Genomic DNA, 21433 nt, shown 5'->3' on the forward strand with positions numbered 1-21433 from the left:
TTACATTACTGAATAATCTAATTTTTCCCTATTGTTTTGATAAAGGCCACCGCGCTAAAAGGCATATTTGGTTGATGCTCAATAGCAATCTCTTTCTCTTTAGCTAACATTAATAAATGAGCCAGATCATCTGATTCTAGATCCCGTAATAATAACCTTTCTGGAACACGGCGCAGCATAACCCGCGTTGCTTCAGCAATGCCCGGTTTAATATGATGAATACTTCTAATTCCATACTGTTTTATCCAACGATCGAAGTAAACATTAGCCTGAGCTTGAATATGATGCTGTTTGCGAGAACGCAATGAAAGTGGGGCAGCGTCCTTAGTAGTATCCATCTGAGACTCCACCTCATCCAAAAACCAATTGCTCAGATCATAGGGCTGTAGATAATCATAAACAATGCAACCATGAAATTGTCCCGGATGGATCTGCGAATTCAGTATAGAGCGAGAGACCAGCCCAGAGACAGTAGCATTAAGCATACCCGAGGGAATAGCATAATCTTCATAGGTAGCCGCCACATCTGCTACCCCAGCCACATCAGAAATCACATAAAGTGAATCTTGAAGCTGCTCTGAATGACGTGAATTCCAATACGCAATAGCTCGTTTAAGCTCCTTTGCAATGACTCCCTTACCGGTCCAAGCATCAATAAAAACAACTCCCGATGCCGAACGTTGATGTTCTCTTAGCAGAAAAGCTAAAGCCTGCTCATCGATACCCCGATCCCTAATAATTGAGATGGAATAATGTCTAGATTCAACATGCAGATGGCGACTTAATGCCCGTTGAAGTAATGCCCCTATAGGAGTGCCTGCCCGAGCTAATGATACTAACGTGATAGGATCTGGTCGTGTATTAATAATACTATAAGCTAATCTCATCACCTGAGCAGCCATACGACTTTTATATTTTTGGGTTAGTTTCCGAAATAACGCTATATAAGGCACGCTAGGCGGTAACTCAGCGCTGATCATCTCTGAATAATGCTTTGCACCAGACTGGACTAAGCATTCTTTCTCATAAATAGAGAAATTCTGAGAATGTCTCCATAACGGAGTAAGTAAAAACTGACAGTCATCCTGGTGATAACTGCCCGTTATAGGGCAAAGAAGTCGCACAGCCACTTCTTAACGATGATAGTTTGACAAACCCAAGCAAGCACTCCGATAAAGCAGAAAATGGGTCAGCAAACGCACATCGGGCGATAATTGCAACATGCACGTAAGCAGTTAACCCCAAGAGTTGTTATCAGTACCTTAGCCATTAACCCCCCAAATACTTCCTCCAATTTGTTCTGGAAGATTATGATTAGCCGCTAGCTTAGCAAGCTCATAAGCAATGATAATTTCTCGACCACAAGGTGGATTATGCAGATAATGATCAATACCCTCCTTGTATTCATCTTTAAAGCATAGGCTCGCACCAATAGAGTCACCAACCTGAATCGGCGATCGGGTAGTGCTCTGAAATAACACATTAAAACCTTCTTTTTCTAAAGATTCAGCCCATAAAAATGGTTGAAATAGAAACTCACCTGTCCCCACAACAGAAACATTATGCCTTTTAGGGTAAGGTCCTTTTATTATAAGAGCCTCCCTCATATTCATTCCTCTTCGACCTATATCCTGTCGGGCCTGTAAAGTTGGTTGAAGTCGCTTAACTTTTTTAGGTAAGACTGGCTTAAATCCCACATTGGGTATAAATGAGAATGTCCCCTCTAATAGATTAATAAATGAGACCGCTCTAGCAAAACTCTCTTGAATAGCTTGTTTTTGGGTAGCAGAGAGCCAATTTACGATGGATAGCAATATAACACTACCGATATTGGGTAGTTTTCCTATAAGCTCGCGTCCTAACTGAGTAAGTGTTCTTCCAGTACTAATTTCGTCATCTACTAAAACTAAGGTCTTAGCCTTAAGAAATTGCTGCCAAAGCGCAGGTAAAGGTTGATAGAGAATATGACTAGGAGCATGGCTATGTATCTCATCAAAGCAAACCCACTCAGCTGCCGATAGCTTATGACGAGTAGTATGTTGAAAGACAACATCCCCATACGCTGTAAGCTTAACAAAACTATCAGCAACGCCCGCTCCTAAGCCCGTTGCCGTTTCAGCCATACCAATGAAGATAACCGGATCTGACACCTTTGGAAGCAATGCTGCTAACCGGTTATAAATACCTCGCATTATTGAAGGTTTGCAAGGGATATGCTTGCCAAGAACCTTAGAAACGAACAAATATCCCCGTTTAGGATTAATTCGACTGGCAAAGCCCAATAGATAATCTAGAGAAAGATCAGATTTATGAAGATCAATTTTTAGGATCCCAGCAGTCAGATGAATATACTGGCTCATAATAAAGAATGCACTAGCAATCTACCAGTGCATTCTTTCTTTTAATAAACGGCTCAGCCAATATTAACGCCGAAATCCTTAGCAACACCTGCTAGCCCTCCTGCATAGCCTTGGCCTACTGCTTTAAATTTCCACTCCTCGCCATGGCGATAAAGTTCTCCAAAGATCATAGCAGTCTCAATACTGGCATCCTCCGATAAATCGTAACGAGTGATCTCCTTATGATCTGCATTATTGATAGCTCGAATAAAAGCATTACTCACTTGGCCAAAATTTTGCTTGCGAGATTCAGCTTCATGAATAGTCACAACAAAAACAACCTTTTTAGCCTCTGCCGGCATTTTAAAGAGATTAACTACAATACTTTCATCATCACCTTCTCCTTGGCCAGTACGGTTATCACCTGTATGGGTCACCGTGCCACTAGGATCGGTAGTATTATTATAAAAAATAAAATGATTGTCGCTCAACACTTTATTACTTTCGCCTAAGATAAGCGCGCTAGCGTCCAAATCAAAATCAGCACCATCTGTAGATCGAGAATCCCACCCAAGACCAAAGGTAATTTCTTTTAGCCCAGGGGCTTCTTTACTCAGGGATACGTTTTGTCCTTTCTGTAACGTAACTGTCATTACTTACCTCTTAATTAATCACTTTAAAGATCAAAATCAGCCGGATTTAACCCTAACTCTGAGCAGATTTTTCTTGTTGCTTTTTTTTCAACCTCATCAAAGTTACCATCAGATGCCCCAATTGCGCAGCACACACGCACTAAGAGCCGAGCCTCCGACTCCTCTTTCTTTATTCTCCCTACCGCCTGAAGCGCACTAGCTTCACCAATAACATAATCAAACTCAAATTGACCAGAGTATTTCTCAAATAACCTAATCACCTCTCCTGTATCAAAAGTTGACAGTACATCGGATGTTTTTAAAAACTTCATCATTGTCTGCTTTTCTTCGGGCTTGACCACTCCGTCTGCATAAGCCACTAAAGCGCACCCAGCAACAATGCTTTCTAATAAATCCTTATTTCTAATTCGGGTAATTTCTTTTTTCAGATTGGAGGAAACTTCGTCAAACTTACCCTTTAACCAATTTAAGGCCATTATTGATATAAACCTCTTCTATCGTATCGCGATATTCCTAGAAGAACGGGCATAAAATTAATGAATGAGACAGGAAATATCGCAAGCAAAATTATAATTTCTGACACTAGTTTTCTAAAAAACTTTAAAGATCATAAGTAAAAAAACCGACTTGATGATTTATAACATATATTTATCTTCATAACAAAGTTAGTTAATAAAGTAATTAAAAATCAATAAAATAAATATAGTTAGCCTTGAGAACTTCTATTTTTTAAGGAAAGGATTAATTTAGTGTTTTACTAACAATCTTGATTATACTAACATTATATTTGTAGCCTAATAAGTCTCCCTAATTTGTATCTTAGCTAAATATAAAATGAAGGCATTTTTAAAAGCAATCATAGGGGTGATCCTGCTTTTCTTCTCCTTAAATTACCCGCTACAAGCAAAAGACAATTATTCTTACGCTGATAAACCTAGCGAGGATAATAATGATGTCAGTGATTACCTAGATCATTATGTATCCAATAATCCTAGTTATTTAGGCTTTGGGGTGGGTTCTTTTGATACGGATCACTCTGAAATGTCCGCTGCAGGCACCATAGAATTTCGTTACGGAAAAAAATTATTTAACGCTATCGGTCCACTGATAGGCATTATGGGGAATACAGATGGGGGATTTTTCGGTTATGGAGGTATTTACGGCGATATTAGATTTTGGAATTTTGCGATTACACCCTTCTTTAGCGTAGGAGGATATGATCAAGGCGGAAGTAAAAATCTCGGCGGTATCTTCAATTTCCGCGAGGGTATAACATTTGCCTATGAACGTGACAACGGTGATCGTATTGGGATTAGATATAATCATATATCCAGCGCGGGTATCAATAAGCAGAATCCTGGGGAAAACGAGCTACTGGTAACCTATGATATTGCTCTACCTTTCTAATGTTCTATTTTTAAAGCTTTATATCTTCAGTAATAGATCCTTAAAACCACTCCTCATCTATTATTACCTTATTAGGCTATTTTCTAAGGAATAAAATCTATGACTAGTTTTGTAACTGGAGCCACTGGTTTTGTAGGATCAGCTATCGTAAAACAACTTCTCGATAGGGGAGAAACTGTCCGGGTACTCGTACGCCCAAACAGTAATCGGCGTAACTTAGAAGGTCTGCCAATAGAAATTTTTGAAGGCGATCTCAGAGATCAGAAATCCTTAGAAAAAGCGCTCCATGGCTGTCAAGCATTGTTTCATGTAGCTGCTGACTATAGGTTATGGGCCGCCAATCCTCAAGATCTCTATGATAGCAATGTTCAAGGATCCAAAAACGTTATGCTTGCAGCTGCTGAGGCTGGCGTCAATCGTATTGTTTACACCAGTAGCGTAGCCACTTTAGGGCTGTATACTGACGGTACATCCGCCGATGAGAATACACCCTCTAGCCTCGATACAATGATTGGCCACTATAAACGATCTAAGTTTCTAGCTGAAAAAACAGTTAAAGATCTTATACCCTCGCTAGGGCTCAACATTGTTATTGTTAATCCATCTACCCCTATAGGGCCACGGGATATCAAGCCTACGCCTACCGGAAAGATGATCACAATGGCTGCTTCAGGAAAAATGCCTGCTTATGTGGATACAGGGCTTAATATAGTCCATGTAGATGATGTCGCTTCAGGCCATCTTCTAGCTTTCGAAAAAGGTGAAACCGGTGAGCGTTATATCCTCGGAGGTGAAAATCTCACCCTGCGTGAAATCCTAGAAATTATCGCTCATCTTACCCAGCGCCGTCCCCCTAAGATTCGCCTCCCTCATTATGCCATCCTCCCTATTGCCTACCTCATTCAAGGTTGGGCACAATTTACTAAAGGCAAAGAGCCTATGACAACAGTTGACGGCATACGTATGGCAAAGAAACTTATGTTTTTTTCCAGCAAGAAGGCAGAACAAGCACTGGGATACCAATTTCGACCTGCCCGTGAAGCCATTTCTGATGCCATTATTTGGTTTCAGGCTAATCATTACCTATAATGATACCCGCCCGTTCTTTTCGATTTGTAGTATGCACCTATAATCTATGGAATGATGAGCGCTGGGCTGATCGTCAAAATCCCTTACGACAATTTATCACTCTCCATCAGCCAGATATTCTCTGCTTGCAAGAACTATGCTTGCAAAGCCGTAATCTACTTGATCAAACCCTAGAAAACCATCAACGGGTAGATGATCCCTTTGAAGGTTGGAAAAGGCAAAGTAATATTTACTGGAATCGATCACTGTTTAACTTAATAGAGTATGGGGCAGAGGAAGTAGGAATCCTCGAGCAATGGCGTCGTCTATTTTGGGTACGATTACAAGCTAATGTTACTGATACTACAACCCTTTTAGTAGCAACTGCTCATTACACTTGGCCCGGCAATAGCAAGGAGCGTATCGATAGAATCAATGTGCGAGTTGAGCAAGCCCTAAATACTATTAAAATCTTAAATCAGCTAGAAAAGCCTACTACAGCGCTGCTATTTATGGGAGATTTTAATGATCATTATCTACCCCTACAAGTACTACAAAAAGCGGGACTAACTAATTGCTTCACCGCTCTAGGCCGAAATCCTCAGATAACCCGCCCTGTTATTCCAGATGCTGTTCACCCTCCAGAAGTCGTTGATTGGATACTCCATCGAGGATCTATACAACCTATGAACTGTAGCACAGCAGATTTCTTTCTCTCAGGAAATATAGCTCCTTCTGATCACAAACCCCTATTAGCTACGTATCGACTAACTTAGTAGCTTATGCTGATTTCTCAGATAAACGTCCGCTTTTCTTTAAAAACCGTGCAACAACAAAACCAATCGTTAACAAGATGAGTGTAATTCCCAAATCTCTAGACCAAAACAGTGTCTCCCAAGTCGAAGACGACTGTACTCGCTCATAAGCTATTAACAAGATAGTAAATACCATCCAGCTATAGACACTTGCGTAATCCTTAGCAATTACCCGATTCCAATTAAATTTCATACTTTTTAGCGTTTTCTTTAATCCTCTTAATTTTGGTAACCATCGATTTACTTGATAGCGATAATTTTGATACTCGGTTCCAAATTTTATGCGTAGATAGGATTCTTCAGCTGCTACAATTGCTGAATAAGAAATCAGGAAAAAACCAAGCCCTAAAACATAAACCCACGGATTATTATGAATAATAAAAAATCCTAGTAATATTAATATATTACCTAGATAAAGCGGGTTTCGACAATGAGCAAAAATACCCGTTGCTACAAGCGTATCTGCGTGAACGCGTTTATTTACACCTCCTCGCTTAATATAAGCTAATCCAATAACAGCGACCCGTATAGTCTCCCCCATAGCCGAGACAAGAAACCCAAATAGATTCATGATCATATTATAATGGCTATTATCTGAGGGTTGCATTGGGCGAAATCCAAATAGCAAGGTACATAAAACAATCGGAAACACTATATTTCGGTATTTAAAAAGAAAATCACCATAGCGGATAAGAAGATATTTTTGAGAGGCTAGCATAATTAAGCTTGCTTTCATTTAACCGCTAAAATGCCACTGAAGTTATACCATCGAAAAAACTCTTCAATATGAGTAAAACCAGCTTCTGAGAGCAACTCATAATTCTCCTCAGGCCGATATGGAATGAGTACGTTTTCTAAAGCTTCTCGCTTCCTAGCGATTTCCACATCAGAATACCCTTGACGTTTTTTCATATTGTAGTAATAACGAATGAATAGACGATTAAACAAACTATCATCTAGGGTGATCTTTTCAAAAATAATAAGACAGGATTGCTGATTCATCCCTTCTATTAAGCTACGAATTACCTGCGTTCGATACAATGGGCGAATAAACTGAAGGGTTAAAATCATAACCACTACCGAGGCATTTTCAACTATCTTCTCTCGATGTAAGTCAGCAGTAATAAACTTACATTTACGAACGCTTTTTCGTTGTGAAAATTTCTGCCTCGCTTTCTCCAGCATATCCTGGGAGCTATCTATTCCTACAAACTGTACTTCCGAGTCCAAGGATAAGTCCAATCTTAAAAGAGTAGTACCTGTAGCACATCCAAGATCAAAAAGATTAGACCCTGCAGTGGCGAAGTCAATCGCGATTTCTTCAGTCATCCGCTGCATTTCAGCATAAAAGGGTACAGAGCGGCTGACCATATCATCAAAAACAGATGCTGTTGCGCTATCAAAGTGAAAATCTTCAATAGCTACACCGCTCTCCTCAAATAGCTGATCCCGAGATTCAACCATTTCATGGTTTAAGGCTAGATCATGACTTGCATCAATACATTCGTCCGTCTCTTTCATAAACAGATCCGTTAACTATAAGAATCCAGCTGAAATAGCTAGCCACCCAATCTATTATCGTATTGCAATTATCGGCTTATCTGGCTTTATTGACAAGAATCTTGGCCCATTTTTTATCGCTAACCTTAAACCCCTATTTTTTTTATTCCCCCCTATACTAAATGACTAAAGTTTATACCTGAGACTGAAGGTAATTTTGCAATCCTATTTTTTCAATTAAATCTAGTTGAGTTTCTAACCAATCAATATGCTCTTCTTCGCTATCTAGGATTTCCTCCACTAATTCCCGAGAAACGTAGTCGCCTTGCTGTTCGCAATAAGCAATCGCTTCTTTGAGTAAAGGTAATCCTTCTTTTTCCAGCTTGAGATCGCACTCAAGTACTTCTTTAGGCGTTTCACCAATCAAAAGCTTACCCAGCTCCTGAAGATTAGGTAGGCCTTCAAGAAATAAGACTCTTTCAATTAGCTTATCTGCATGTTTCATTTCATCTATAGAAGCCTCATATTCGTATTTATTAAGCTTTTCAAAGCCCCAGTTTTTATACATACGGGCATGTAGAAAGTATTGATTAATCGCCGTAAGCTCTTTGGTAAGAATTTTATTCAGATAGCTAATGACCTGTGTGCTGCCCTTCATGGTGCATACTCCTTAGGGTTATTGTATGATAATTCTAAAATACCCTAGCAAGTCACTGTAAAATTGTCAATTTTTCTTTTTATTACAATGAGTTAATACCAACGATAATAGTTATAATTTCGCCTGCTTTTTATAGGAGCTTTAAAATTGATGTCCTCACCATCCCCTGCTTTTCAGCGCCCTCAATGGGCTTTCTTCGCTACTGGTTTTCGACCTTTTTTTTGGCTTGGAGCTACTACAGGCTGCATTTTGATGTTCCTATGGGTACTATTACTTAGCGGTGTACATCTCAATATCTATCCCTCTCTACCCATCTATTGGCATGCTCACGAAATGTTGTTCGGCTTTGTCACGGCTATTATTGCCGGATTTCTCTTAACCGCAGCTCAAAATTGGACGGGACGATCTACCGCTACTGGGCCTTTTTTATTTTTACTCGTACTGTTATGGGTTGCAGGGCGCACTGCCATGCTATTTGGCAATCAATTCCCTACTCTAGCCATCATGATAGTTGATATAGCTTTCCTTCCCTGCCTATTCTTCTTCATTGCCCGACCTGTTATCGCCGCCAAGCATACACGTAGCATAGCCCTACTTATCATCCTAGCAGTTTTAACTGGTTGTAACTTGTTATTCCATTTAGGATGGGCGGGTTATCTACCTATCACCATCGTTCCTTTAGCCTTACAAGTCACTGTAGATATGATTACCTTGCTCATGATCATTTTGGGTGGACGAGTCATCCCTTTTTTCACCCACAATGCTTTACCTCAAATCAATATTCATCAATCTGTTTGGCTTGATCGCTTAGCTATTGCCGCTGTTATCATGCTTTTTATTGCAGAAGCTATCCCAAGTACAATGATATTCGTTGGCCCTATAGGGTTAGCTGCTGGAGGGTTAAACTTAATACGTTTACTAGGCTGGGGAGGATATAAAACCTTATCACAGCCTATTCTTTGGGTATTACATTTAGGGTACTTATGGATCTGCGCTGGGCTAATGACTAAGGGGATAGATGCTTATCTACCGGGTGATTATCGAAGTATCGCCACTCATCTGCTCACAGTGGGGGCTATGAGCACCCTTATATTAGGGATGACCTCTCGGGTTTCTCTTGGCCATACCGGTCGACGATTAGAGCTGCCTCAAGGGATGAGTCGAGCCTATTTATTGCTTGCCCTAGCTACCATTGCCCGTATTAGTGCTCCACTACTACCTCACCCCATAACCACAGCTGCTTTATTTTTATCTGCTGGACTCTGGGTTGCTGCTTTTATGCTTTTTTTATTTTACTATACAGCTATCTTATGGCAACCAAGAACAGATGGGCGGCTAGGATAAACAAATTACCAAACTTAGAATAAGAAAAACTGAGGAATAATATAAATGGGCATTGAATTCGATAACATTATTGTACCCGTGGATGGCTCAGAAAGTTCGCAACGCGCGGCAGGCTTTGCTGCCAATTTATCTATGGACTATCCGAATCATGAAGATAGCAATATTGATCGGATAAAAAAGAAATATCTCGAAAGATTTTCGATAAAATCTATCAAGCTATCAACAATAATAAAGAAAATTTTAATGAAAAAACCCTTATTGGCGATCCAGCAGAGGAAATTATCCTTTATCTAGAACAAAATTCTACTGCGATCGCTATCATGGGTCGACGGGGTATCTCCACCTTTAAAGCGTTATTAATTGGCAGCGTGAGTGAAAAAGTTATGCGTTACTACAAAGGCCCCATTACTATTGTCCCTTAAGAATCTGATTTTCCTTATACCACTATCTACGAATAAAAGTTCCAGTTAGTTATATCCAAAACATAAAGGCTGAATACTCAGCCTTTCATGCCTATAATACAAACCTAGCTAAAAGAGATTTCCACCCGAGTCCCGCCGTTACCACTCACCTGATTTATGCTCACTTGGGCTGCATGCAGATCAGTAATTTCCTTAACAATCGCTAAACCTAAACCACAGCCTTCACCGGGGCTACCGGGGATTCGATAAAAACGATCAAAAATCTTATCCAACTCTGATTCTGGAATACCCGTCCCGTTATCTTCCACGATAAGTCTAGGATAAGGATCTACTTTTAAAGTTACGAGTACTTGCCCCGACTCTCGGCCATAGCGAATAGCATTATCCAAAATGTTAGTCAGCAGCTCGCGAAGTAAAGTCTCTATACCCAGCACAACCACAGACTCAAGCGGCCCATCAAAACTTAATTCTATTTTCTGCTCCAGTGCACAAGGTACCCAATCTATACAAACCTCTTTAGACAACAGGCAAAGATCCACTGGTAGGAATTTCTGAGTAGCTTCCATCACCGCCTCTGAGCGCGCTAGCACTAATAATTGGGTATTTAAGCGAGAAACTTGATCAGCGCATTTTTTTATCTGGGTAAGAGCCGGTTTCATTGTAGCTATATTATGAATCCGTAGCGCCCTATCCGCTTGTATTTTTAAACCAGAAAGAGGGGTACGTAACTGATGGGCGGCATTCTCAATAAACCATCTTTGAGCCGCCAGTGCTGATGTCAGTTTCTGTAATAAATTATTAATTGTATGAGTCAGGATACGCATCTCAAGAGGAACCCGTGAGTCTGGAATCAGGGTTAAATCCTGTGATGAGCGCTGAGAAATCTCCTGTGCCAAAGCACGGAGTGGATCTAAACTGCGCTTAATTCCAATCCATAGGTAAAAACTAATCATGAAAATTAGTAAAATCTGAGGTATGACTATCGACAAGATGATGTGTTTTATCATCGTATGTCGTTTATTAACGGTCTCAGCCACTACAACCAACACTTCTTCTGAGGTATGGGCTAGAGTTACCCCTATAGAAACGACTCTCACTTTTTCACCCCCCATCTGGCTATTGAAATAAAAAGGATGTTTTAAGCTCAATATTGAAAACGGAGGATTGGGTACTGCTTTATCTCCCGCTATAAAACCAGTACGCAGAGATTCTATTTTAAAAAAAGTCTTATCCACATTGTCCCACTGAAAAATTCTTAAGGCAGCAGGCGGTAGATCAAAAGCAATTTCTCCCTGTTGAGACTTAATTTCCTGAACTAAAGAATGGGCTGAATCCAAAAGCCAGTCATCATAGGTGGTACTCACATAATGTACCGTGACGTAATAAGAAATCAGGCCGTCCAAAATAACCATTAACAATAATGGAAGTATCAAACGTAGCAGGAGCTGAGATCGAAGGCTCTGAGTCTCATACACCGATTTTCTTCTCCAATAGATACCCCAATCCCCGTACAGTTCTAATCCCAATACCCCATGACTCAACTCGCCTACGCAATCGATATACGTAGATCTCGATCGCATTATCGCTTAATGTTTCTCCTCGCGTTGATAATCTCTGGGCAATTTTATCCTTACTCACCACTTTTCCTGAGCGAAGCAAGAGAATCTCAAGCACCGCATATTCCCGAGAGGAAAAATTAACGGGATCGTTATCTACGCGTATTTGGCGATTTAACGTATCGAGAGTCAGTCGACCTATCACAATATCATGGCTAAAACCTCCATAGCTACGGCGAATTAGGGCACGAATTCGCGCTTCTAACTCTCTTAGATTAAAGGGTTTAATCATATAATCATCTGCCCCGCACTCAAGGCTATTAACCCTATCATTAAGGCCATCACGGGCAGTCAACACCAAAACTGGCACTGGATTGTTCCGGCTTCTTAGTTTTTGCAAAACTTCACGACCATTCAACCCAGGTAAATTTAAATCAAGAATGACCAGCTCAAAATCTTGAGTGCGTAGGGCACAATCAGCGTAGATACCCGTCATCGCACAGGTTATTTCATAACCAGATTGGCTTAGCGTTTGTGTTAACCCATCTGCAAGAATGGCATCATCTTCCACGAGCAAAATCCTCATAAACCCTATCCTGAATGAAATTGAAAGGTTTTTGAAAGGTTCAAAGATTAAACTTTAGAATTAAGATTCTAATGGGCAAGAAATTTTTATTATCCCTTAATACTGATCTATCTATGGTTAAAGAAAATTTGGGACTACATTCTATTATTCCAGTGATTTTATGGATTTGGTTCACTACCTCTATCCTTAGCATTGCCTTAGCCGAGGAAGTGGTAATCACTGAGCAGCAAGCCATTGGCCTATTTTATCAGCGCAATTTAGATATCATCGCTGCAAAATATGACCTTGAGCAAGCTAAGGCAGAGGAAATTATCGCCGCCGCTATTCCCAATCCTACCCTTAACCTAAGTTCGCTAGAAATAGCTGATCACTATCCAGATCACGCAACACCTGCCGCTAACGTACAAATTGATCAGCTGATTGAATTAGGCGGAAAGCGTAGGTTGCGCAAAGAAAGCAGCCGATTAGGCACGCAAGCGGCAGAGAGCGATCTTCAAGATACTATCCGGATATTTAGTAATGCAGTGCGTCACGCCTTTTATGAACTTTTGCTAAGCCAAGAATCGGTAGCCATTGCCCAAGAGGCTATCAACAGTTATCAAAAAATACTACAGGCTAGTGAGCTGCGGTTAAAAGCAGGTGACATTGCCAAACGGGATTTTACCCGTATTGAAGTAGAAGCGCTTAACGCTCAATCAGATTTAGATAAAACATTAGCTCATCTTACTGAAGCTCGCACTAAACTTGCTGCACTTCTGAATTGGCCAGAAGAAGCGGGACGATTTGCCGCTGAAAATCGCTGGCCTGAAATTAAGAAATTTTATTACCCGCTTAACGATGAAGAAGCCCTCATTAACCAAGCTATTCTCCAACGCCCCGATATCAGAGCAGCACAGCTACGTATCGATCAGGCTAATAAGGATCTCAAACTCGCCCACAGTCTTCGGATTCCAGATATTACGGTAAGTGCGGGTTATGCCCATGATTTTGGAAATATTGTGGTCGATAGTGCCATGGTAGGTTTAAGTGTACCTCTACCTATATTTTATCAACACAAAGGTGAAATCGATAAAGCAAAAGTGGCGCTCAACAATACGGAGCTACAGATCCGTCAGGTAAGGCAAAAAATTCGTGGAGAGATTGTAAGCGCAGTAGCCACCTGGAATGCTACGACTACCATGGTAAAACGATACCAAAGCGGAGTTCTTCATCGGATTGCTCAAGTACAAGACTCAGCTGAATTTGCTTACAATCATGGTAGCACTGATATTATCGATTTGATAGAAGCTAGGCGCAACTACAAAGCAAAAATGCTTGAATATTACGATACATTAGCCAATCGAAGCTTTGCTTATGCCGATCTATTAAGCGCATTAGGCGAACATGTCATCGATCTTAATTCCACTCCCTCAGCTTCAACCACCCCGTTAGAGATTAGTAAGCGCTAACTCATGTTTACTATGAATAATACATTCATCCTAACTTTGTCTCCAATCTTATGGTGTTACCTCGCAAAAATGTATTTATGGCGAAAAATCTAGCTGGCTGGCTATTGGTAGTAGCTGTAGTACTGGTAGGCTGTCGTCACAATGCTCTACCGGATCAACCAGAGATTCGGCCGCAGGTTAAAGGTAGCCAAATTATCTTTCCTGAAGATAACGATACCCTTAAAGCCCTATCGACTGTTGCTGTTCTGGCAGATACCCAACGCTCTCTACAAATACCTGGGCGTTTAGTATGGAATGAGGATCAGACGGTAAGAATATTTAGCCCTTTTAACGGCCTAGTGATAGACATTTTAGTGAATACGGGACAACAGGTACAAACTGGGCAATCGCTTACGGCTATCCAATCACCGGATTTCAATGTGGTGCAATCAGAATACTATAAAGCGATAAGTGATATCGCCTTTGCCAAAAAGAAACTCGCGCGACAACAAGAACTCTATCAGCATGGAGTCTCTGCTCGGAAGGAGTTAGAAGAAGCAGAAGCCAATTATGCTAATGCCGAAGCTGATTTAAAACGGGCTCAAGCACGACTGAAACCTTACGGTAACCCGGATAAACCCACGGAATTGTTTTATCTGAAAAGTCCTTTAACTGGCGTGGTAGTTCAAAAAGCTATCAACCCTGGCCAAGAACTTGCTTTTGGGCAAGATACCGGACCTTTATTTATCATCACTAACCCCTCCTCTTTATGGGCACAACTAGATGCCGCTGAGGACGATCTAGCTAATTTAAGCCCAAATGAAACCTTCAAAATCATTAGTCATTCCTATCCTAAAGAAAATTTTCCTGGCACCATTACCCATATATCTGATTATGTGGATCCGGTCACCAGAACAGTAAAAGTACTTGCTGAAGTACCTAACTCTGAACGAAAACTTAAGGCCCAGATGTATATCACCGCAAACTTCTCGCTCTATGCAAAACCGCAATTACGAGTACCTAGCAAAGCTGTCATATTAGATAAAGACAATTTCTATGTGTTTATCAGTAAAGGCAACAGAACTTATATACGCACTCAAATTGAAGTGGGCGCTGAAAATCAAGGTATGGTACCCGTACTCTCTGGCTTAAACCTAGAAGATAAAGTAGTCGTTGAAGGCGCAATCTATCTCAATCATCTTATCCAAGCTGCCCGCCATCAGTCATGATTAAACGTATTGTTTCTTTTAGTCTTAACGAGCCTGTTTTTATCTGGCTAGGATTGATTCTTTTTATCGGTAGCGGGTTAGCCGCCTTTCATTCTTTGTCTATTGAGGCATTCCCTGATGTCTCTGATACTCAAGTTTCTGTGATCACCCTTTATCCTGGGCAAGCGGCTGAGGAAATTGAGAAGCAAGTGACCATCCCCCTAGAAATTGGGTTGGCTGGATTACCCAGCGCTGTTCGTATGTTCTCCCATACAATGTTCGGGCTCTCTTACCTGATCATCACTTTTGATGATAGGGTTGATCCCTATTTTGCTCGCCAGCGGGTATTAGAGCGACTGCAAACTATCGATATGCCGTTAGGCGTAAATCCAGAAATGGGACCCTTAGCCACAGCTATTGGCGAAATTTATCGCTATAAACTAGAGGCCAAAGATATGAGCGCCATGGATTTACGTATTCTTCAAGATTGGGTGGTATCACGCCAGCTCAAACAAATACCTGGGGTTGCAGAAGTCGCCTCCATAGGGGGGCCCATCAAAGAGTATCAAGTTCATCCTAATTTAGCCAAAATGCGTGATTATCAGGTAAGCCTCGATGATTTATTTAGTGCTATTGAGCGAGCCAATGCCAATGCAGGCGGAGGCCCAGTAGAACTAGGGAGTCAACGGTTCCTGCTACGGGGAATCGGCTTACTTAAGTCTAGCGCTGATATTGGTAAAATCGTTGTTGCAGAAAATCAAGGGGTTCCCGTTCTAGTACAGAATATAGCAGAGATTGAGATCAGTAGTCCCCCTCGTCAAGGCATTATAGGGGAGAGAGAGAATGATGATGTTATCTCTGGAATCATTATGATGCGGAAAGGAGAAAATCCTTCGGTAGTACTAGCTGCCATTAAAGAAAAAGTAACCGCCCTTAACCAATCTGGGCTACCTAAAGGGGTTACTATTGTCCCCTACTATGATCGCTCCTGGCTGATTGGTAAGACTCTCCATACAGTATTTGGTAATCTCTTAGAAGGGGCGATACTGGTGACTGGGGTATTATTTTTATTTCTAGGTAATTTGCGCGCTGCTAGCATTGTAGCCATTATTATTCCACTCGCATTACTCGCTACCTTTCTTGGTCTAACTTGGATAGGCATTCCAGCAAATCTATTATCTCTTGGAGGTATGGATTTTGGTATGATTGTGGATGGTGCAGTTATCGTAGTAGAAAATGTTTTTCGCAAACTGGGGGAAAATAAACATACTTATACTGCTAACGAGCGGCGACAGAAGGTTTTAGAAGCGGTTACCGAAGTCGGGCGTCCCACTTTATTTTCCATGCTCATTATTATCTGCGCTCATATCCCTATTTTCACCCTACAACGCCATGAAGGTCGGATTTTTTCCCCTATGGCCTATTCAGTAACCTCTGCACTAACTGGCGCACTGATTCTCTCACTTACTTTAGTGCCCCTACTCTGCTACTACCTGCTCCGTAAAGATCTACCTCACAAAGATAATTGGCTGCTTATTGGATGCAAAGCAATGTACCAGCCTCTGCTGCTATGGTCGCTGCAACATAAAAAAACCGTCATTATGATTGCCCTAACTGCTTTACTGAGTAGCCTTGGGGTCGCGCGACACTTGGGCACTGAGTTTCTTCCTGAGTTAGATGAAGGCACCATCTGGATTAATATACCCTTACCTCCCGGTATTTCCACATCTGAGACTCAAGCAGCCACCAGACGAATCCGTGCCGCGATTCAGGCCATACCGGAAATTGATTCAGTGATTTCCAAAGCCGGTCGAGATGATGAGGGGACCGACCCCAAGCTCTTAAATAATACCGAGTACCTCATCAACCTAAAACCTGAATCTAAATGGCGCCAAGGCTATACTAAAGAAAGGCTTATTAAGGAGATGGATCGTATTTTATCATCTATGCCTGGGATAGAACCGTCTTTCTCTCAGCCGATACGGGATAACGTATTAGAAAGTATTTCTCAAATTAAAGGGCAAATTGTCATTAAAATATTTGGTGAGGATCCGCAAGTGCTTAAAACACAAGCACGGCAAGTACTCCAGTTGATCAATGATGTTCCTGGGGTAGCTCAGGCGTTCATTGATCAAGAAGGAGAGTTACCACAATACTTGATTGAAATAGATCGAGAAGCGGCAGCTCGGTACGGATTAAATGTCGCTGATCTACAGGACCTCGTGGAAATTGCATTAGGCGGTAAGGCTGCCACTGAGTTCTGGGATGGTGAGCGTCATTTTAGTATTGTAGTACGGCTTAAGGAATCGAAACGATCCCCAGCACAATTGAAAAATACCTTAATCAATACTCCCCACGGAGGACCCATCCCTATTTCTGAAGTAGTAGAATTTCGTGCAGTCAGCGGTGCGTTGGATATTAGCCGAGAAAATGGACGACCTGTTAAAGCAATTAGTATTTTTATTCGTGACCGGGATATGGGTAGTGTAGTTTCTGATATGCAACAACGTGTAGAGGAAAACATCACTCTACCCGAGCGTTATGAGATCACTTGGTCTGGGGAGTTTGAAAGCCAAGAACGCGCTATGAAACGGCTGATACTCGTCGTACCTCTGTCAATTTTGCTCATTTTTATTTTATTATTCAATGCCTTTAACTCATTTAAGGATTCCTTTTTAATCATTGCCGATATTCCGTTTGCTTTAATCGGAGGAGTCTTAGCCCTTTATTTTACGGGGTTTCCCCTTTCAGTTTCTGCAGCTGTCGGTTTTATCTCCCTATTTGGCCTATCAGTTTTAGATGGGGTGGTTATGCTGACCTATTTTAACCAACTGCGTAGCGAGGGAAAAACCCCCTTAGAAGCCGCTATTGAAGGATCCCTATTGCGCCTTCGCCCCGTACTCATGACCGCGCTATTAGCTATGCTGGGTCTATTGCCTATGGCCTTATCTACCGATATTGGCGCTCAAGTCCAGCGCCCTCTAGCCATAGTCATTATTGGTGGGTTAATTTCAGCCACACTACTGACATTAATTGTTCTACCCACCCTTTACTTAATTTTTTCAACTTCCGGTTCTCTATTAAATCAAGAAAATAAGATTCTCTCTCAATAGAAACAAAACCCATGATAATCCCTGCTGATCACCCGAAACGAATACTTGTAAACCATGAGCTCCATGCTCGGCTACCAGAGCCTTTGGTACCCCCGGAGCAAGTCTCTCACCTATTACTCACTTCGGATATTAGCATGGGGCCGCTGGAGCGAAAAAAGCTTACCGAGCTATGCGCTCAATTCGGCCACACAATCTATATCCCGGAAGAGAATCATTTTCGCATTGATCTGGGGCCATTTCGCCTCAAGTGGGAAAAACATACTGAGGTCAGTAGTTACACCTTTTTTCGACAAGGTCCCTTCCGTGAGCCTTTCGTCGATACCATCATCAAAGGCATACCCCAGCGCTGGCTAGCAGAGTTACCTGGAAAAACCTTAGCAGCTACCCATCTTGCTATTTACTCTACACCTGAAAGGCTATACAACCCCAACGAATTAGCTACACTATTTGAAGGAGATGCCTTAACCGGTGCCTATATTGGTGAGGGATCAGGAATTGCCTATGCCGATTTTCATATTCATGGAGACGGCTTTAGTCGATTCATCGTTAAAGATATAAGCCTGAACTCACGTCAGGCTGGAAGGGTAGTCCAACGACTATTGGAGATTGAATCTTACCTCATTCAGGCACTGCTCACCTATCCTGAAGCCCGTAAAGTAATGCCAATGCTAAAGCAGGCTGAACAAGATTTAGCCAAGATTACCGAATCAATCTCATCCGCGACTACTGAAGAAGAACCCGCATTACTTCATGAGCTTACGAAATTAGCCGCTACTATTGAAAGCGTGGCATCCTTAATTCAATATCGAGTTACTGCCGCTCAAGCCTATTACAAGCTAGTACGGCAGCGTATTATCGAGCTACGGGAATTACGGATCGAAGGCACGCAGACTTTTCACGAGTTCTGCGAACGGCGTGCCGGACCTGCAATAAGTACTTGCGAAACAGTACTTCAATTACAGGAGAGCTTATCTCAGCGTATCAGTCGTGCCAGCGAATTATTACGTACGCGAGTAGATATATCTCTTGAGCATCAGAATCAGCAAATTCTCTCCTCCATGGCAAAACGCGCTGAGATTCAGCTTCGCTTACAAGAAACAGTAGAAGGATTATCAGTCGCTGCCATTACCTATTACTTAGTGGGTCTTATAGGATATCTTGCTAAGGCTGCGAAAGCGATTGATTTACCGCTTAATCCTGATCTTATTATTGGTGCTGCAATCCCGGTAACTGCTGTATTAGTGGCACTGGGAGTACGGCAGGTGAGACGCTTGGTTTCTGAAGAGCAGCAGAAGCTAGACTAATGAATAATCTTATTTCCCTGATTTTCTACGGTTATCTTCACGGCAAAGTATTTGGCAATTATTCAGCTCTGTTTTTCCCCCTTCACACCATGGGGTGATAAGGTTAAAAGGCTAGGGTTATTATAGAGGAACTAAGGCGTAACCCTGCTGTTGTAAATCAATAATGGTTGTTATTCCCGATAATGCAATTTTAACCTGAGGGTCAATCCAATCGTATTGATAGTGATTCCCAGCGACTGCTTGACCGCAGACAAGAATTTCAACGCCCGCCTCTGTTAGTTTTTTAATCATTGGCAAATTTGGGTTATCTATCCCGTATTGTTTTTTATAATGAACATTATCTAAGACGGTGGCAGTTGCAGGTCCAGAGATAATAGCAACAAATTTTAGCTGACCTAATGGAACTCCGGCGCTAGCATATAAGTTAACTGCCCGAGCTACACTTTCCAAAGCAAGATTCACTTGTTTAAGCTCTTTAGCTTTAGTTAACCAAAATATAGCTTTATGGGTTTCATTTTTGCTTGGCTGGTAACTAGACTGGGGTAAGGGGTGCATTTTACCAAACCCCTCAATAGCAGGTGTTTGCCAAAAATTATTATCATCCGCAATAACATTATGGTAAATAAAAACAAGACTTAATAAAGCTACTATGCTGCTATAATTCATACTACCTCCTCTTCACCCCACGCTATTGGGTATTTCTGGTATCTTCAAGACCCACTAACGCTACTTTCAAATAACCCGTAGCTTGCAGATTATTCATAACACCCATCAGCGTGCCATAAGCTACCGTCTTGTCAGCCCGTAAAAACACACGCTTTGTCTTATCTCCTCCGGTTGCTTGATTCAGCGTTAATTCAAGTAACTCAGGCGTAACCGACACGTCACCTACTAGCAGCGTAAGATCAGCCCGTATCGTTAGATAGAGCGGTTTATCAGATTGAGGCTGAGGTTTAGCGGTAGAAACAGGTAAATCAACGGGAATATTAACCGTTGTTAACGGTGCAACTACCATAAAAATAATGAGCAGTACCAACATCACATCAATAAAGGGCGTGACATTAATCTCATGCATCTCAGCAAGAGAATCTTCATCTAAATCAGATTGAATACCCATAGATTCCTACTCCACCATGTTCAGTAATAGCTGCTGTGACTGAGTTGATAGGGCACCTGAGGCGCATCGTTGATCTAAATCCCGACTGACTAATTGTAGTATTTCACTTGAAATGTCAGCTAATAGGGCACGATATCCAGCCACTGAGCGAGCAAAGAAATTGTATATTACTACCGCAGGAACTGCTGTAATTAAGCCAATCGCAGTCACCAAAAGGGATTCGGCAATGCCAGGAGAAACTACTGCAAGGCTAGTAATCTGAGCTTTAGAGATACCAATAAAACTATCCATAATCCCCCATACTGTCCCAAATAAACCAACAAAAGGCGCAGTTGATCCGATGCTGGCCAAAATACCAATACCCCTAGCCATGTCCCGTCCTACTGCCGCTTCAAGCCGTCCTAAACGTAGCGCAATACGCTCCTTAATGCCTTCTGGAGAAAAACTAGTTGATGACAAATAAAGCTCCCGCTCAAGGGCTTGAGCAAATAGCTCTGGGACACCTTGGCCATTATATAAATGTCGAATCCCTTCTGTTAGGGTACTCACCTCATTTAATCCCTCTAACGCCCTTTGCAAATTGCGTTTTTCCGTGCCCAGCTCTAAATTCTTGGCTAACCCAATAGCCCAAGTCATAATTGATGCAAAAATAAGGCCAATAATCACCACCTTTACCACAGGATCAGCATTTAAAAACATTCCCCATGGGGAAAAATTATAAGGTAATGTTGCGGTACCAATGATAGGCACCTCTGTAGAGGTATCCGCAAATACCTGTTTAGAAAAAAATATTTCTTGAAAGAAAAAAACGATAAACCCGCTCCAGACTACATAGCACCTATAAAACAGCGTACACACAATATTCGTAGCAATAGTCTTCATTTTATTGTTGAATTTACTAACAACCTTCTTTGTT

General features: G+C 41.5%; 23 protein-coding genes. 10 read left to right on the plus strand and 13 right to left on the minus strand.

The features are described 5' to 3' along the window. Positions 1–17: 17 nt before the first annotated feature. From TAO_RS05660 to TAO_RS05675, 4 genes are all read right to left on the minus strand, one after another. Positions 18–1130 carry a cysteine protease StiP family protein gene (locus tag TAO_RS05660; RefSeq protein WP_096527012.1) on the minus strand — a complete coding sequence of 371 codons (1113 nt, stop codon included), beginning with the start codon at positions 1128–1130 and terminating at the stop codon, positions 18–20. A 132-nt stretch (positions 1131–1262) separates the two neighbouring features. Then, positions 1263–2360 (minus strand): phosphoribosyltransferase domain-containing protein, encoded by a 1098-nt coding sequence (locus TAO_RS05665; protein WP_096527013.1) that lies wholly within the window; start codon positions 2358–2360, stop codon positions 1263–1265. A gap of 53 nt (positions 2361–2413) precedes the next feature. Then, positions 2414–2992, minus strand: coding sequence for a TerD family protein (locus TAO_RS05670; protein ID WP_096527014.1), 579 nt, complete (start codon positions 2990–2992; stop codon positions 2414–2416). A gap of 23 nt (positions 2993–3015) precedes the next feature. Further along, positions 3016–3468, minus strand: a complete 453-nt coding sequence (locus tag TAO_RS05675; protein ID WP_096527015.1) for a tellurite resistance TerB family protein — start codon at positions 3466–3468, stop codon at positions 3016–3018. A gap of 358 nt (positions 3469–3826) precedes the next feature. Between TAO_RS05675 and TAO_RS05680 the strand changes: the two genes are divergently transcribed. The 3 genes from TAO_RS05680 (at position 3827) to TAO_RS05690 (ending at position 6243) form a co-directional block, all read left to right on the plus strand. After that, a complete protein-coding gene (locus TAO_RS05680; protein WP_096527016.1) occupies positions 3827–4399 on the plus strand; it encodes an acyloxyacyl hydrolase in 573 nt (190 codons plus the stop codon). 99 nt (positions 4400–4498) lie between these two features. After that, positions 4499–5488, plus strand: a complete 990-nt coding sequence (gene hpnA / locus TAO_RS05685) for a hopanoid-associated sugar epimerase (protein WP_096527017.1) — start codon at positions 4499–4501, stop codon at positions 5486–5488. Then, complete coding sequence (locus TAO_RS05690) at positions 5488–6243, plus strand: endonuclease/exonuclease/phosphatase family protein (RefSeq protein ID WP_096527018.1); 756 nt, start codon at positions 5488–5490, stop codon at positions 6241–6243. The genes hpnA and TAO_RS05690 overlap by 1 nt, the downstream gene beginning before the upstream one ends. Before the next feature lie 4 nt (positions 6244–6247). Here the strand turns inward: TAO_RS05690 and TAO_RS05695 are convergent, their stop codons facing one another. The 3 genes from TAO_RS05695 to bfr form a co-directional block, all read right to left on the minus strand. Further along, a complete protein-coding gene (locus tag TAO_RS05695; RefSeq protein WP_231910599.1) occupies positions 6248–7018 on the minus strand; it encodes a methyltransferase family protein in 771 nt (256 codons plus the stop codon). Further along, complete coding sequence (gene cmoA, locus TAO_RS05700; protein WP_096527773.1) at positions 7015–7746, minus strand: carboxy-S-adenosyl-L-methionine synthase CmoA; 732 nt, start codon at positions 7744–7746, stop codon at positions 7015–7017. The genes TAO_RS05695 and cmoA overlap by 4 nt, the downstream gene beginning before the upstream one ends. Before the next feature lie 229 nt (positions 7747–7975). After that, positions 7976–8440, minus strand: coding sequence for a bacterioferritin (gene bfr, locus TAO_RS05705; protein ID WP_096527019.1), 465 nt, complete (start codon positions 8438–8440; stop codon positions 7976–7978). 150 nt (positions 8441–8590) lie between these two features. On the opposite strand from bfr, the gene TAO_RS05710 reads away from it, so the two are divergent. The 3 genes from TAO_RS05710 to TAO_RS09920 are packed head-to-tail and all read left to right on the plus strand — an operon-like array spanning position 8591 to position 10206. After that, positions 8591–9784 carry an NnrS family protein gene (locus tag TAO_RS05710; protein ID WP_096527020.1) on the plus strand — a complete coding sequence of 398 codons (1194 nt, stop codon included), beginning with the start codon at positions 8591–8593 and terminating at the stop codon, positions 9782–9784. 45 nt (positions 9785–9829) lie between these two features. Continuing rightward, the gene (locus tag TAO_RS05715) at positions 9830–10078 is read left to right on the plus strand and encodes a universal stress protein (protein WP_231910600.1); all 249 of its coding nucleotides are present in this window, start codon (positions 9830–9832) and stop codon (positions 10076–10078) included. Then, positions 10042–10206 carry a universal stress protein gene (locus tag TAO_RS09920; RefSeq protein ID WP_408607633.1) on the plus strand — a complete coding sequence of 55 codons (165 nt, stop codon included), beginning with the start codon at positions 10042–10044 and terminating at the stop codon, positions 10204–10206. Before TAO_RS05715 ends, TAO_RS09920 begins: the two co-directional genes overlap by 37 nt. Before the next feature lie 104 nt (positions 10207–10310). On the opposite strand, the gene TAO_RS05720 is transcribed toward TAO_RS09920, so the two are convergent. Continuing rightward, positions 10311–11681, minus strand: a complete 1371-nt coding sequence (locus tag TAO_RS05720; protein ID WP_096527021.1) for a sensor histidine kinase — start codon at positions 11679–11681, stop codon at positions 10311–10313. Next, positions 11674–12348, minus strand: coding sequence for a response regulator (locus TAO_RS05725; RefSeq protein ID WP_096527022.1), 675 nt, complete (start codon positions 12346–12348; stop codon positions 11674–11676). Before TAO_RS05725 ends, TAO_RS05720 begins: the two co-directional genes overlap by 8 nt. A gap of 71 nt (positions 12349–12419) precedes the next feature. Between TAO_RS05725 and TAO_RS05730 the strand changes: the two genes are divergently transcribed. The 4 genes from TAO_RS05730 (at position 12420) to TAO_RS05745 (ending at position 19400) form a co-directional block, all read left to right on the plus strand. Further along, positions 12420–13796, plus strand: coding sequence for a TolC family protein (locus TAO_RS05730; protein ID WP_096527023.1), 1377 nt, complete (start codon positions 12420–12422; stop codon positions 13794–13796). 77 nt (positions 13797–13873) lie between these two features. Next, positions 13874–15004, plus strand: a complete 1131-nt coding sequence (locus TAO_RS05735) for an efflux RND transporter periplasmic adaptor subunit (RefSeq protein WP_172419067.1) — start codon at positions 13874–13876, stop codon at positions 15002–15004. Next, positions 15001–18096, plus strand: coding sequence for an efflux RND transporter permease subunit (locus tag TAO_RS05740; protein ID WP_096527025.1), 3096 nt, complete (start codon positions 15001–15003; stop codon positions 18094–18096). Before TAO_RS05735 ends, TAO_RS05740 begins: the two co-directional genes overlap by 4 nt. An 11-nt stretch (positions 18097–18107) precedes the next feature. Beyond that, entirely contained in the window at positions 18108–19400 is a 1293-nt protein-coding gene (locus TAO_RS05745) for a DUF3422 family protein (RefSeq protein WP_096527026.1), read from the plus strand. A gap of 9 nt (positions 19401–19409) precedes the next feature. Here TAO_RS05745 and TAO_RS10075 read toward each other — a convergent pair whose 3' ends face one another. The 4 genes from TAO_RS10075 to exbB are packed head-to-tail and all read right to left on the minus strand — an operon-like array spanning position 19410 to position 21399. Further along, complete coding sequence (locus TAO_RS10075; protein WP_096527774.1) at positions 19410–19499, minus strand: HNH endonuclease signature motif containing protein; 90 nt, start codon at positions 19497–19499, stop codon at positions 19410–19412. 21 nt (positions 19500–19520) lie between these two features. Further along, positions 19521–20066 carry a DsrE family protein gene (locus tag TAO_RS05755; RefSeq protein WP_096527027.1) on the minus strand — a complete coding sequence of 182 codons (546 nt, stop codon included), beginning with the start codon at positions 20064–20066 and terminating at the stop codon, positions 19521–19523. 22 nt (positions 20067–20088) lie between these two features. Then, positions 20089–20517: a TonB system transport protein ExbD gene (exbD, locus tag TAO_RS05760; protein WP_096527028.1), complete on the minus strand. Its 429-nt coding sequence runs from the start codon at positions 20515–20517 to the stop codon at positions 20089–20091. A gap of 6 nt (positions 20518–20523) precedes the next feature. After that, positions 20524–21399 carry a tonB-system energizer ExbB gene (exbB, locus tag TAO_RS05765; RefSeq protein ID WP_096527029.1) on the minus strand — a complete coding sequence of 292 codons (876 nt, stop codon included), beginning with the start codon at positions 21397–21399 and terminating at the stop codon, positions 20524–20526. Between the last annotated feature and the right edge of the window lie 34 nt (positions 21400–21433).

The sequence above is a fragment of the Candidatus Nitrosoglobus terrae genome, from assembly GCF_002356115.1.
Taxonomy (GTDB): domain Bacteria; phylum Pseudomonadota; class Gammaproteobacteria; order Nitrosococcales; family Nitrosococcaceae; genus Nitrosoglobus; species Nitrosoglobus terrae.